This is a genomic window from Tenacibaculum sp. 190524A05c (assembly GCF_964036595.1).
Taxonomy (GTDB): Bacteria; Bacteroidota; Bacteroidia; order Flavobacteriales; family Flavobacteriaceae; genus Polaribacter; species Polaribacter platacis.
This window is the reverse complement of record NZ_OZ038523.1, coordinates 3,496,695-3,511,559: the sequence shown is the minus strand read 5'-3', so window position 1 is coordinate 3,511,559 and position 14,865 is coordinate 3,496,695. Positions and strand designations below refer to the sequence as shown.

At 30.1% G+C, this 14,865-nt stretch carries 11 protein-coding genes; 5 read left to right on the top strand and 6 right to left on the bottom strand.

Annotation, left to right across the window (positions count from 1 at the left end; translation table 11 throughout):
• Positions 1-49: 49 nt before the first annotated feature.
• Positions 50-913, top strand: a complete 864-nt coding sequence (locus ABNT61_RS15640; protein ID WP_348743896.1) for a DUF3667 domain-containing protein — start codon at positions 50-52, stop codon at positions 911-913.
• On the opposite strand, the gene ABNT61_RS15635 is transcribed toward ABNT61_RS15640, so the two are convergent.
• Positions 914-1,672 carry a DJ-1/PfpI family protein gene (locus ABNT61_RS15635; RefSeq protein WP_348743895.1) on the bottom strand — a complete coding sequence of 253 codons (759 nt, stop codon included), beginning with the start codon at positions 1,670-1,672 and terminating at the stop codon, positions 914-916.
• 143 nt (positions 1,673-1,815) lie between these two features.
• On the opposite strand from ABNT61_RS15635, the gene ABNT61_RS15630 reads away from it, so the two are divergent.
• Entirely contained in the window at positions 1,816-4,329 is a 2,514-nt protein-coding gene (locus ABNT61_RS15630) for a zinc-dependent metalloprotease (RefSeq protein ID WP_348743894.1), read from the top strand.
• A 160-nt stretch (positions 4,330-4,489) separates the two neighbouring features.
• On the opposite strand, the gene ABNT61_RS15625 is transcribed toward ABNT61_RS15630, so the two are convergent.
• From ABNT61_RS15625 to ABNT61_RS15610, 4 genes are read right to left on the bottom strand one after another with little or no spacing between them, the layout of a single operon-like run.
• The gene (locus ABNT61_RS15625; RefSeq protein ID WP_348743893.1) at positions 4,490-5,596 is read right to left on the bottom strand and encodes a hypothetical protein; all 1,107 of its coding nucleotides are present in this window, start codon (positions 5,594-5,596) and stop codon (positions 4,490-4,492) included.
• Between the two features lie 30 nt (positions 5,597-5,626).
• Entirely contained in the window at positions 5,627-5,830 is a 204-nt protein-coding gene (locus ABNT61_RS15620; RefSeq protein WP_348722693.1) for a hypothetical protein, read from the bottom strand.
• Between the two features lie 42 nt (positions 5,831-5,872).
• Entirely contained in the window at positions 5,873-6,745 is an 873-nt protein-coding gene (locus ABNT61_RS15615; RefSeq protein ID WP_348743892.1) for a sugar-transfer associated ATP-grasp domain-containing protein, read from the bottom strand.
• Positions 6,746-6,749: 4 nt separating this feature from the next.
• The gene (locus ABNT61_RS15610; protein WP_348743891.1) at positions 6,750-8,315 is read right to left on the bottom strand and encodes a 7TM domain-containing protein; all 1,566 of its coding nucleotides are present in this window, start codon (positions 8,313-8,315) and stop codon (positions 6,750-6,752) included.
• A gap of 94 nt (positions 8,316-8,409) precedes the next feature.
• On the opposite strand from ABNT61_RS15610, the gene ABNT61_RS15605 reads away from it, so the two are divergent.
• Genes ABNT61_RS15605 through ABNT61_RS15595 form a run of 3 tightly spaced genes read left to right on the top strand, consistent with a single transcriptional unit; the run spans position 8,410 to position 12,236 of the window.
• A complete protein-coding gene (locus ABNT61_RS15605) occupies positions 8,410-8,928 on the top strand; it encodes an RNA polymerase sigma-70 factor (protein WP_348722698.1) in 519 nt (172 codons plus the stop codon).
• A 54-nt stretch (positions 8,929-8,982) separates the two neighbouring features.
• Positions 8,983-9,897: a FecR family protein gene (locus tag ABNT61_RS15600; RefSeq protein WP_348743890.1), complete on the top strand. Its 915-nt coding sequence runs from the start codon at positions 8,983-8,985 to the stop codon at positions 9,895-9,897.
• Positions 9,897-12,236 (top strand): TonB-dependent receptor plug domain-containing protein, encoded by a 2,340-nt coding sequence (locus ABNT61_RS15595; RefSeq protein ID WP_348743889.1) that lies wholly within the window; start codon positions 9,897-9,899, stop codon positions 12,234-12,236. The genes ABNT61_RS15600 and ABNT61_RS15595 overlap by 1 nt, the downstream gene beginning before the upstream one ends.
• 1 nt (position 12,237) lies before the next feature.
• Here the strand turns inward: ABNT61_RS15595 and ABNT61_RS15590 are convergent, their stop codons facing one another.
• Positions 12,238-14,853: an ATP-binding protein gene (locus tag ABNT61_RS15590; protein ID WP_348743888.1), complete on the bottom strand. Its 2,616-nt coding sequence runs from the start codon at positions 14,851-14,853 to the stop codon at positions 12,238-12,240.
• Between the last annotated feature and the right edge of the window lie 12 nt (positions 14,854-14,865).

Below are 14,865 nucleotides of genomic sequence, written 5' to 3'. Positions count from 1 at the left end.
TAACTAAATCACATATATTTGGAGTTGATTAACCAAAATTCTATTGAAAATGACTTGTAAAAACTGTGGGCATAAGCTTGAACATGATGCTTCTTTCTGTGATAAGTGTGGTGCTAAAGTTGTAAAAAACAGGATTACTTTTAAGTTATTGCTAAGTGAACTTTTCGCAAGTTTTGGTTTAGATAGTCTATACGCGAATACATTACGTAAAATGTTTTCCAAACCACATGAAGTACTAAAAGACTATCTTGATGGTGCTCGAAAAAAATATGTGAATCCATTCGCCTATTTGGCTGTAGGAGCAGCATTATCTCTAATTGTATTTAATTTTTATTCCAAAGAATTTATTGATGTAAATAACTCTTTTAATCAAAATAGAACCGAGACACTTAAAGAAAAAGCAAACATCGATCTTTCTAAATTAACTCATTTATCTGAAAAAGAAATTGCTAAACTAAAACGACAACAACAAGAGGCAGAACTAGCACTAAAACTCGGAGATACATACTATGATATCTTCGTTAGATATTTCAATATCATTTCATTCTTATTTCTTCCGTTTTATGCTTTTATTAGTTACATGACTTTTAGAAAACCTAATAATTACGGGGAACATATTATAATAAACTCCTATATACAAGGTACAACAATGTATATATCTATTGTTTTCTTTTTAGTCGCGATGTTAATTTCACCAAAGATATATCCTTTTGGCACCATTGGTTTTATTGCTTATTACTTGTATACATTCGGTAAAATGTATGATTTAACAACAAAACAATATATTCTTAAATTTTTAAGATTTTGTGTGGTTTCATTAATTACAATACTGATTATCGCAATATTTATTACTGTAATCTCATATGCAATTGGATTTTTTACAGGTTATAAAAATCCCGAAATTTTGAAATAACTATTTTTTGACGATTAAATGAGGTACGTCATCCTTATTCCAATCTATAACTAATCCTCCAGCTAAAGATTGAGCAATCTTTTTACCATATAAATACTCGCATAAATATAAAGCTGCTTCAAAAGATTTAGCTCCACCAGCAGAAGTAATATATTTTCCATCATGAACAAAAAGCACTTCTTTACGAATATCTAATTCAGGAAACATTGTTCTCATTTTATCAATATCAGAAGGAAAGGTTGTAGATACTTTGTCTTTTAAAACACCAGCTTTTGCTAAAACAAATGCTCCATCACAATGTGAAGTAATAAACTCTGCTTCTTTATCAACTTTTTGAACAAAACGAATCATGTCTTTATTCTCCAAATCAGAATCTAAATGATGCTCCGCACTTGGCACTACAAGAATATCAATTTTAGGCAGACTGTCTTTTTTGTAATTAAAATCAGGCATAATTCTCATACCTTCGAATGTAGTTACTGCTTCATCTGTATCTGCTACCGTAAATACATTCATAGCCTTGATTCCTTTTCTAAAAATGGTATGTTGAAAAATATCAAACGGTGCTGTTAATTCGGTATTATACGTACCATCCATAATTAAAAAAGCAACATTATACCTATCCGGCTTTAACTCCGGAAAAAGCTTTGTTGATTCCTTTTTAACTTCTTCTTCTTTTTCATTATTATCTTTAGAACTACTCACAACACAGCTTGTAAATGCTAGCAATAAAAGATTTAGCAAAATATATTTCTTCATTTAATCGGCTTTTAAGAATGTTTAAAAATAAAGAAATCTTTTCGTTTTGTTTTTATTAAGAAAACCAAAATCTCTTTAACATATAATTAAGATTATATGATATAGCGTTTCTTAATTTCGACTAATTTTTCAATAAAAAATCCATGAATACAAAATTACTTACAAGGTTCTTGGCCTTACTTTTTGTTTTTGGAGCTACTTTAGATATTGAAGCTCAAAGAAGAAAGAGAAACAAGAAAAATGACAAAAAAGGTAAAGAGGTTGCCGCAAAAGCTCCGAAACCAAAACCTAAAAAAGGAGCAATACAACCGTATGAAAAGGTTGTTACTAAAAAACATAAAACAGATGAAGGTCTTTTTAAAGTACATACCAAAGACCAAAGTTATCTTTTCGAAATCCCTGATTCTTTATTAGGAAAAGAAATGTTAATGGTAACTAGAATCGCAAAAACTGCAAGCGGAATTGGTTTTGGTGGAGGAAAACAAAATACACAAGTTCTTAGATGGCAAAAGAAACATAAAAAAATCTTATTACGTGTAGTTTCTCATTCTGTAGTTGCAGATAGTATTTTACCTGTTCATGAAGCAGTGGTTAACTCAAACTTCGAACCGATATTATTTTCTTTTCCAATTAAAGCATTTAGTAAAGATTCTTCAGCTACTGTAATTGATGCTACTCCGTTATTTTCAAAAGACGTAAAAGCTATCGGTTTTCCTCAATTCAGAAGAAAACAATACAAAGTAACTCGTATGGATAAAGAGCGTTCTTATATTGATCGTATTAGTAGTTATCCGAAGAACATTGAAATTCGTCATGTAAAGACATATTTATCGAATCAGCCACCTTCAAATAGAAGTGTTGGATCTATTTCTATTGAGTTAAGTAACTCTATGATTTTACTTCCAGAAAAACCTATGAAACGTAGATATTTCGATCGTCGTGTAGGTTGGTTTGCAAGATCTCAAACAGATTATGGTTTAGATGCACAAAAAAGTAAATCTTTAACCTATTTAGATCGTTGGAGATTAGAGGTAAAAGATGAAGACATTGAAAAATTCAAGCGTGGTGAATTAGTAGAACCTAAGAAACCAATTGTATATTATATTGATAGAGCAACTCCAAAAGTTTGGCGTAAATACATCAAACAAGGAATTGAAGATTGGCAAGTCGCTTTTGAAGAAGCAGGATTCAAAAACGCAATTTTAGCGAAAGATCCTCCAACAAAAGAAGAAGATCCAGAATGGAGTCCAGAAGATGTACGTTATTCAGTTGTGCGCTATTTAGCTTCTCCAATACCAAATGCAAACGGACCTCACGTAAGTGATCCAAGATCAGGAGAGATTTTAGAATCAGATATTAACTGGTATCATAATGTAATGACCTTATTACATAATTGGTATTTTATTCAAACAGCTGCTATCAATCCAGAAGCTCGTTCGAATAAATTTAAAGATGAAATCATGGGACGATTAATTCGTTTTGTTTCTGCTCATGAAGTTGGTCATACTTTAGGGTTACCTCATAACATGGGAAGTTCTGTTGCATATCCTGTTGATTCTTTACGTTCTGCTTCATTTACTAAGAAATTTGGAACTGCACCATCTATCATGGATTACGCACGTTTTAATTATGTAGCACAACCAGAAGATAAAGGAGTGGCAATGATGCCAAATATTGGTCCTTATGATAAGTATTCTATTAATTGGGGGTACAGACCAATCTTAGATAAAACTGCAAAGGAAGAAAAGCCAATTTTAAATTCTTGGATTAGAAAAAGAGCTGGAAATCCAGTGTATAGATTTGGTCACCAACAAGTAGTAAATATTATTGATCCTAGTTCTCAAACTGAGGATATTGGTGATGATGCTATTAAAGCGAGTACTTACGGGATTAAAAACTTAAAAAGAATTTTACCTCGTTTAGAAGAATGGACAACCGAAGAAGGTGAAACGTATGAGGAATTAAACACAATGTACGGACAACTTTTAGGTCAATTCAATAGATATATGGGACATGTAAGTTCTAATATTGGTGGTGTTTACGAACATTACAAAGCAGTTGGACAAGAGGGTGCTGTGTATACTCCTGTTTCTAAATCTCATCAAAAAAATGCTTTACGTTTTATCAATAAGGAATTATTCACAACACCAACATGGTTAATTGATAAAAACATTGCGGAGAAAACTCAATTCTCAGGAACTGGAGAAAGAATTCGTTCTTTACAAGTTCGTACGTTAAATCGTATTTTAAAACCAGGAAGAATGGTTCGTTTAGTTGAAAACGAGACTTCAAATGGTGCTAAGGCGTATACTTTATTAGAAATGATGAATGATTTACGTAGAGGAGTTTGGAAAGAATTATATTCAGCAAACAAATCTGTTGATGCTTATAAAAGAAATTTACAAAGAGCATATTTAGATCGAATGGATTTCTTATTAAATAAAGCAAAAAATCAAAGAGCTACAAATAATGGTGGTTACTTTAAACAAACTGGAGTGAATGTGAGTCAGTCTGATATTAAACCAGTAGTAAGAGGAGAATTAAAACGTTTAAAGCGTGATCTTCAAAGAAATATTGCTGCTGCTAGAAATACGATTACTCGTTATCATTTCCAAGATGCTGTGGATAGAATTAATGATATTCTTGATCCAAAATAATTAAAATTAGTTTATATATTAAAAGAGGTCTCAATTGAGACCTCTTTTTCTTTCTGAAAAATCAGAAAACCATTTAACAATTAAACTACTAATAAATTACTAAAACTTTAAGTTATTTCGTTGATTGGGCTTAAATGACGTTTATCAAAAACCTATCCCCTTAAAAAATAAACTTTAAACCCAATCCGAAATAATTATTGTGATACGAGCGATATGCAGTCGTATTTATATTGTTGTTGTTTGAATTTCTATCAATTACATATGCTCTTGAAGTAATCGAAAATCTTTTATTCAACTTATATTCTAAATTCATGTTTGCTCTTATATACTTGTAATTCAATTTTTGAGTTGAACTACCAGATGTATTTAGCTGGTCAAAAGATCTAAATGAGAAATTTGGAGTAAGGTTTAAAAGAAACTTGTCTGACGAGTATTTCAATTTGAAACCTGCAGAAAACTCGTTATATCCAAACTGATTACTTGTTTCATCCATTCTCTTCTCAAAACCAAATTCAGGTTGAACACTTAACTTTTTATGAAATGGAAACTTGTAGAATAGTTCTGCATTAAAATAGTTCCATGTTCGGAATGAATTCGTTTCATCTTCCAAACTAAACAAAGTGTATTTTCTTCCGAAAAAACCAATATTTACTCCGTAAGAATGTAGTAAGTGATTTTTCCAACGAACTTGCTTCGTACTTAAGTTTAATCCATAAATATCATATGAAACTTGTCTGCTTTCCGAAGCATCAAAACTTTTATTTCCATAACTCAAACTGATAGCTGTTCGATTCTTCTTTGACAATCGAAAAGATACTTTAGACTCTAGGTTTATTCTATTATACCCTAAAGGTGTACTCAATTCATTAGCATCTAAATCTTGTCCTTTTTGATTTTTATTTTTGAAACTAAATGAGTTTTCCCATTTTGTAGTTCGAGAAAAATTATAACCATACTTTACTCGTCCATTTAATACAATTCTTCGTGCATCTTCTTGTGAAAAGTAATAGCGAATCTCTGGAGTAAAACTGATTTTTAAATTACTGTTCTTCCAGTTTTTACCATACTTAAATTGAATGATACCATCTTGATATGCACTGCTTGCAAACAAATCATTCCTATCTAGTAATTCGTCCTCTGAAACAAATGAGCTTGGTGATTTATAAATGTTTGTTTCGTATCCGCTTAGTGAAGAAAATGAAACTTTTACTTGAGAATGGGCACAAAGGGTTACTAGAACACTAATAAATACTATTGTGTACTTCATATATTTTATTCTTAAAAAATTGAATGATTTTTATTTTACTGCAACAAGTTCTAGCTCTTTATTTGGAACTTCTTTTACCTTAACAATTGTTTTTTCAGGCAATTCATTTGCTTTTATGGTATGCACAATTGGTGCATTAATTTGTTTATCGGTTACCAGATTAGAATAAACTGAGATGGATAAAATCCCTACAAGAAGGAATACGTATGGGAATGGTGATTTTTGATACTTCATATTTTGTGCTTTGATTGGTAAACAGGTTCTTTAAATAAAACCCTATAGATTTTTTAAAACTTTTTTCATGCCGGTTTTATTAGCGAGTTGTATACCCAAACCTGGACGAACATTTACTTCCATTATTAATGGTCCTAACTGCTGATCTATAACAATATCAACACCTAAATAATTCAGCGGAAAACTTGCAGCTGTTTGAACGGAGATTTCTAAAATTTCATCCCAATACGGAATTTTCTTGCCAAAGATTTGATTCATATTATCCGGATGAACTTCAAAGTAGTTTTTACCATCATAGGCATAAGTCAAGGTTCCGTCTTCCATGTTAATTCCAATTCCTAAACCACCTTGATGTAAATTCGCTTTTCCATCCGATTTATCTGTTGGAACTCGTAACATGGACATCACTGGTTTTTTATTCAATAGAATTACTCTAAAATCTGGAACTCCTGCTGGATAAATCTCGTGAAAGAAAGAATGAGATTCTATACATTTTTCAATGAGCACACGATCATCAGATCCCAAGGAATATTGACCCATTATAATTGATGCCATATGGAGGAAAATCTCTTCTTCATGAATTATCTTTCCACTACTTATCCAATTCTCTTTATTGTCTTTTTTCAAAATTTTGATACCTCCTCCTCCACTTCCGTTGGCAGGTTTTATAGCTAGTTTATCATACTTTTTAACCAGTTCCCAACCTTTTTGAATTCCGCTAATCTTTTCAATAACCGCATAAGTATCAGCACAGGGAATGGCGTTTTCATCTAGAATTTCTTTCGCAAGAACTTTATCATCTGCTAACTTGTAATATTTTCTATTGTTATTAGGATAAATTAAAGACACATTACGTTCGTTAATTCCCATTGCCTCGAAACTATTATTCAAACTTTTCTTAAATAAATTCATCATAACATTAAGGTATTATTGCGTTAAATCTTTGATATTCGAACAATCTTAACCCAATCCATTTCCCTAACATTAAAGACATTACGATAATGATTAAAAATAATTCCGGCAATACTAACAGCGTGATTTTTATAGTGTCTGATGAGAAAACTAAATAACACAATAAAATTGCAATCAATGTTTGTCCCATTTTTCTTAAGGCACTATCATATCCATCTTCTTCAATTGCTCTTGTAAATCTTTCTGCGGTAATAGCAGTGACAATGATTGGAAAAAAAGAAAGCGATTGTAACCAGTGTATTTTATATTGTAATCCGATTGATATTAAGGCTAAAATCATAATCACTGAAGTTGATAAAACAACAACCATTTTCGGAGTATGTAGCAATCCCCATTTATGCAATGGAACTGATATTAACACCACTAAAACCGTGATTAGTAGAAATAGAAACAACCCCGTAAAAAGACCTGTAGTTGTGAATGTAAATGAGATTAAAATTGGCAGGAATATTCCATAAGTTTTTAACCCAATAACATTCTTCAACAAAGCAATTAGTAATCCGCCAAGTGGAAGTAGCAATAAAAAATCTAAAATGTGTTTAGATATTAAGTTGCTATGCAAAAGTCCAATAAAAGAAACAGGATGGTTTGATAATCCGTTGGTAGTAGTTGCATCTATAAATGGAATATGATTTCCTTTTTTAATCTCGTAATTATAATCGAATAAAATATTTGGAGTATGTGTAATTAAAAAATGATCTCCAGTATAAATCTCAAGATAATGAGCGGGTAAATATGCAAAATGATTATTCAAAACATCAAAAGGAATCCATTTTCCTTGAACATAAACTTCGCTCCATAAATGAGATGTTCTCTTTTTAGTTTCTTCTAAAATTAGTCCTCCTTTTAATCTGGCAGGAATTCCTTTATTTCTGCATAACGCAACAAATAATCTTGCTTTACCATTACACGAAGCTTGATTTTGTTCAAATGCTCTTAATGCACTTGTTAAATCTCGAATTGGCGCAGATGGAATCTCATGTACATAATCGTAAAGACATTTTATTAAGGATTTTAAATCATTCTTATCTTTTGTTAAAGAATTAGCTAGTGAATCTATTTTCGGATGGTGTACTTCAATATGTTCCTCCTCTTTTAAATACGTAAACTTATTACGACTGTAGGTAACAGGAATCGATAAATTATCTGCTATTTTGTATTTTGTTGCTTTTCCTTTAAAGATGAAACTATATTTAATTGTGTAAAATTTACTCTTGGTAGTAGATCTCCAAATACCTCTTTTATTTTCACCTTCACGTTTCACTTTAAAGTCCATTTTGTTAGACTTTTCTTCTCTTTTTTCTATTCGTTGTCGTTCATTATTACTTGGCAAATATGTTTTTACAAAAATCTTCTTGTCTTTAGATTTCGTGAAAAAATTATAATTCACTTGATACACTTTACTCGGCAAAAAAGTTTCAAATGACTCTTTAATTGGTTTAATTTTAAAACTCATTGATATCAGAGCCAATACAATTAAAACTTTCATCGTTGTATTAAAACTTTGGGTCATATTTTAGGGCGTTTTTGTTTTTATACCAGCCTAACAGGAATTCCAAAAATTACCCTATAGAAATTTTTATATTTGTTTCAACTTTTAAAAATGTATGGCGAAATCATTAGGTTCAATTTGCGAAGAACGCATCTTTCAAAAAGTATTTAATCAATACTTTAAAGTGGTTTGTAATTTTATTTATTCCAAATGTGGAAACATGGAACAAGCTCAAGATTTATGTCAGGATGCATTTGTAAAACTTTGGAAAAACTGTGCTAAAGTTCCCTTCGACAAAGCTAAATCTTATCTTTTTACACTTACTAAGAATGCTTTTTTTAACGAATATGAACATCAAAAAGTTGTCTTAAAATACAAAACTGTGAAGTCTGGTTCTGTAAATAATGAAGATCCAGAATTTCTATTTCGTCAAAAAGAATTTCAACAAGAATTGAATAACGCAATTAATAAGCTCACAGAAAAAGATAGAGAAGTTTTTTTATTGAACAGAATTGAGAAAAAGAAATATAAAGAAATTGCCGAAATGCTAGATATTTCAATTAAAACAGTTGAAAAACGAATGCATGCGGCACTTACCAGTTTACGTAAGGATATTAAAAATTATAAAATATAATAGGGTTTTTTAAAACAAACCGGTTGTACACATAAACAACTCATAATAAGTTTTATGGCACAAAAATACGATGATACCTTTTTAGCCCGATGGCTTGCGAATGAGCTTTCAGAAAATGAACTTAAAAACTTTCAGGAATCTGAAGATTACGAGCAATATGAACATATTATAAACACTCTAAATTCTGCAGAATACCCTGAAATTGATATCGACTCTAATTTTGCAAAAACACTTTCAAAAATTGAGATTGAAAAAGCTAAAGAGTCTAATAAAAGTAGATCATTAAATCCATATTGGCTGAGCGGAATTGCAGCCTCGTTAGTATTAGTATTTAGCTATTTGCTGTTCTTTCAAAACATCACCTATACTACACAATTAGCCGAACAACTTGATTTTAATTTACCTGATAACTCTCAAGTTACTTTAAATGCTGATTCTAAAGTTTCTCACAAACGCTTCGGTTGGAAAGATAATCGAGTGGTTGATTTAACAGGTGAAGCCTATTTTAAAGTTGAGAAAGGACAGAAATTCGAGGTAAAAACAGCTCAAGGAATTGTAAGTGTTTTAGGAACTCAGTTCACAGTCAATTCAAGAGAGAATTTCTTTAATGTGATTTGTTATGAGGGTAAGGTGAAAGTTGAAATACCAAATCAAAAAGAGGTAATTTTAACCAAGGGAAAAGCGCTTAGTTTCAAAAACAATATAACGTCAGCATATACTTTAGAAATTGAAAAACCAAGTTGGTTAAATAAACAAAGTAGTTTTTACAACGCACCAATTATTGAAGTTATTAACGAATTGGAACGTCAGTTTAATATTAAGATTGATGGTAAGGCCAATGTAAAACCAGGAAACTTTACAGGAAGATTTTCTCATGATAATTTAGAAACTGCTTTAAAAACAATTTTTGTTTCTATGAATATTCCTTTTAGCTTTGAGGATAACAAAGTTAAAATTCAAAAATATTAGTGAAGCCCTTATTTGCGATTCTATTTTTATTCTGCTTTAGTTTCTTTGATATCAACGCACAAGAACTAAAAGTTTCTTACGATAAAAAGGATTTGAAAGTAGTTATTCAAGAGATTGAACAACACTTTGAGGTTCGTTTTTCTTATAACAATTCGATACTAGAACATCAAAAATTTAGTTATTCTGGAACAATCGATGTAGATCTTTTTTTGCTAGAAATAGAAATTCAAAATCGTATAGCTTCTGAATATATTGATAGAAAAAATATTATTTTAAAAGGTAAAGACAAAACCAATCCGTCTTATATATTAGACGAAGTTCAAATCGTTTCTGAATATTTAACTTCTGGTTTTGATCAGAATAAAGAGGATGGATCAATAATCTTAAATCCAACTCAAATGGGCGTTTTACCAGGTTTGGTTGAACCGGATGTTTTACAGAGTTTGCAATTGTTACCTGGAGTTTCGAGTCCAACAGAATCTGCTACGAATCTTCATATTAGAGGTGGAACTCCTGATCAAAATTTAGTGCTCTGGGATGGAATTAAAATGTACCATCAAGGTCATTTATTCGGAATGATTTCAGCTTTCAATCCATATATAACCGACAGAGTCAATATCTATAGAAGTGGTGCAAGTGCGAAGTACGGAAATCGAATTTCGGGAATTATAGACATGCATTCCTCGGATGATATTTTAGAGAAAACTTCAGTTGGAGTTGGAAGTAACCTTTTAAATGCGGACGCTTATATTAAACTTCCAATTATCAAAGATAAATTAGGACTTGTTGTATCTTCTAGAAGATCTTTAACAGATGTTTTCAACTCAATTACCTATCAACAACTGGGGAATAAAGTGTTCCAGAATACCAAAATAGAAGATATTAATACGCAAACTAGAGAAGAAGAATTAACCGTTTTAAAAGATCAATTTTATTTTGTTGACTTTAACGCAAAAACAACGTGGAAGATTAATGATAAAAACAGAATTAACTTCAGTAGTTTATTTGTTAGAAATGAATTAGATTATGCAAATTCAACTTTCGAAGGTGAAACTTCTAATGATAAACTAGATTTAAAAAATAGTGGATTTAGCCTTCAAACTGATCATTCTGTTTCTCAAAATCTAAAACTGAGTAGTAACATTAATTATTCAGATTATCAATCTGATAATAGTTTAATTGAAACAACAACTGTTGATAGTGAAAGTTATAATAGAACTAATTCGGTAAAAGATTTTGGTATTTCTTTTCAATCAGAAATCCGTTTTACTCCTTCTAAAAAACTTCTTCTAGGTCTTGAATACAATGATTATAATGTGAATTCTTTAATCGACTTTCCTGAAGGAAGTTTAGAAGATGAAATAGAAAACAACTCTTTAAATGCTATAAATATTTTTGGTGAATATAGATATACTTCTAAAAAATGGTTTGTGAATTCTGGATTGCGTGTTAGTAGATATGGAAAATTGAATAAAACATTCTTCGAACCAAGATTTTATATGAATTATAATATTAATCCACATTTCAAATTCAAAAGTTCAGGAGAAATAAAAAATCAAGCTATTAGCCAATTAATTACGTTTGAGTTTAATGAATTAGGATTACATAATAATGTTTGGGCTTTGGCCGATAATGACGACATTCCTATTCTTAGTAATTACCAACTCACAACTGGATTTTTATTTGATAAAAACAACTGGAAACTAGATATCGAAGGATATTACAGATACACAGAAGGATTAACCACCTCAACACGAGGATTCAATTCAAACGCTATTACTGATAGTTATTTTTCTGGTAAAAGCTCGGCTTATGGAATTGACATTTTAATTAAAAAAAGGATTAAACGTTTTAGAACTTGGTTGAGTTATTCTTTAAGTAAAACGTTGTTTAATTTTGGAGATTTACAAAACGGAAACTTCGCTGGGAATTTTGATCAAAGACATGTTATTAGCTTTTCCAACACCTATAAATTAAAACGATTTCAGTTTTCTTTAGGCTGGCATTTTGCCACAGGAAAACCTTTTTCTACTCCTTCTGGAATTGGCACATTTACCAATGAAAACAATGAAACCGAATCCTTTTTAGAATATGGTTCTCAAAACAATACGCGTTTAGTAAGCTATCATAAATTAGATGGAAGTATACTTTATGATTTTAAATTAGGAAAACGTAAAAACACAAAAGCAAGAATTGGTGTTTCTTTTTTGAATATCTACAACCATACCAATCAAATTGATCGATTTTTCAATATTAATAGTGACAATTCTGAAATTTCAGAAGAACGTATTATAGGACTTCGAACTACTCCGAACGTAGTGTTTAGAGTAACTTTTTAAGTTATAAATCTTCTACTTTTATCTTTTTTACAAGTTTACCCGGCTTCACACCAAATCTATTTGTAAATACTTTATTGAAATACGATCGGCTATTTAATCCAACCGCAAAAATAACTTCATTTATAGATTGATAGGTGTTATTAATAATTAAGTCATAAGCCATTAATAATCGTATTTCGAGTACTAACTTTACTGGAGATAAACCTGACTTTTCTTTGATAATTTGTGAGAACTGTTTGTGACTATATCCACACAACTTCGCAAGTTTATTCACACTAAAATCTTTATCGTTAATATTCTCGATAACTATAGTATTCACTTTTTTCATTAAATCTGCATAAGCTCCACTATAATTTACAGCACTTTTATCAAGACTTTGCAATTGTTTTTGATACTGTTCCTTTTCTATTAAAATGTTAATTCTAGTTAATAGCTCTGTATCTTTAAAAGGCTTAACCAAATAATCTTTTATTCCAAGTTTATTCTGCTTCCCTTCTGCAAAATCTTTTATTGATGTTGTCATTAACAGATATGGAATATCTCTAGTACGCTCATGTTTATTTAATTGCGCTTTTAAATCATAACCATTTAAAATTGGAATTCTTAAATCGCATAAAATCACATCAAAATGTAATTCTAAAATCTTACCTAAGGCCTCTACTCCATCGAAAGCAAACGTACAATTGAATTTAGGAGATAATAATTCATTGATATAATTAATAATTTCAATATTATCATCTACCACTAAAATAGATGGTGCATCATCTGGATCTTCAACTTCAATTTGAGTTTCTGTTGTAATGTTCTTAAAGACAAATTTCTCATCTTTCAAATAAGATTTGTAATTCTTTAAAGTCACTGGTAAATTCACCTTAAAAACACTTCCAATTCCTTTTTCGCTATCTAAGGAAATACTTCCTTTCAATTTTGAAATCAATTCGTTTACTAAAGATAACCCAATTCCAAAACCTCCATAAATTTGATTTTGTTTTGATTGATAGAATCGGTCAAAAATAAATTCTTGTTCCTTTTTATCTATTCCAATTCCTTCATCTTTTACAGTGATATAAATCTCTTTCTCTAAAAGTTCTGCAGTAAAATAAATTGATTTTTGTGGTGGAGTATATTTAATAGCATTTGAAACTAAATTGTTAATTATCTTCTTTAAGCTATCATAATCGTACTCTAAATCTTCACTAACATTAATGTTAGATTTATAATACAACGCTATGTTCTTAATTTCAGCAACACCTTGAAATGACAATACGCAATCTTCAATAAATTTCCCAAGAGGCAAAGACAACGTTTTATAATTTACATGTTCTTTCTCTAGTTTAGAAAGTGTCAAGAAATTAGTAAGTGAATTCGCAATATTTTCAGTACTTCGTTTAGCCAAATTCGTATATTTTATCACCTTCGAATATTCCATCGGATTATTAGCAATTAACCTCAAATAACCAATAATAATAGTAATTGGTGTACTAATTTCATGTGATAAATTCTCTATAAATCGATTTTTATAATCGGTTACGGCTTTTATTTTCTCATACTCATAAAACAACTGTAAACGCTCTTTTTTTCTTTTAGAATGAAAGATGAAAAAGATAAATGCAAGAACTGAAAATGTAATTAAAAACGTGTAGAGAATGTAGAATTTCTTTCGTTGTTGAAGGAATAAATCACTTACTCTATTAATCTCCTTTAATTCTAGAATTTTTTCATCGTAATTGAGTTTAAAATTTAAAATGGATGCTCTGGCATTGATATGAAAACTTTTTAAAGAATTACGTACTTTGAAATAATCTTCGTAAGCTTTCAAAGATTTTTGATAATTGCCTAGAGTTTTATGAGAAAGATATTCCACTTTAAACATTTTTAGCTTTGTAAAATCGCTTACTCTGGTAAAAAACTCACTTTCCTTTACTTTATCTAAGTGCATTAAAGTTGTTGGATAATCTTGAGCTTTAAAAGCTAAAAATGCAAGTCCAATAGTTTTATTGGCATTATCACATGGTAATTTAAATTCTGGATTAGCATATGCTTTATGAATGTATTTTCGAGCAGAATCAAGTTGATTAGTTATTGAGAACATCTCAAATAATTCTTTATAATAATACTTCTTAACAACATTACTTTTTAAAGAATTTGGATTGATATTCTGTAATACTCCAATAGATTGTTTCTCTAATCCTAAAGAAGCTAAATGAGAAGCATGATTGATGTAAATTCTTTTATTGTAATAATCATCCTTCGATTTAAACAGATATTTATTCATTAAAATGGAGTCAATCTCAGTTGACAAGTCAATACTGTTTATTTTTCGGTAGAACATTCCTACAGCGATGTAACTTTCAATTTGACTTTCCACATCATCGTTTCTTTCAAAAAAGTCGATTGCTTTGTAAAAACTATCTAGTGATTTGTAGTAATCACTTTTCTTAGCATAAATTTTTGCTAAATGCATTTCCGTTTTTCCTAAAACAGAAAGATCATGACTACTATTCTTAATTAAATTTTGGTAGTGAATAACCGAATCAAAATCATGATTCGCGACATGATAATTCATAATATTCAAATACGACTGGCTTCTTACATTTTCGATTACTTTATTATGCAAGATTTGCTGATT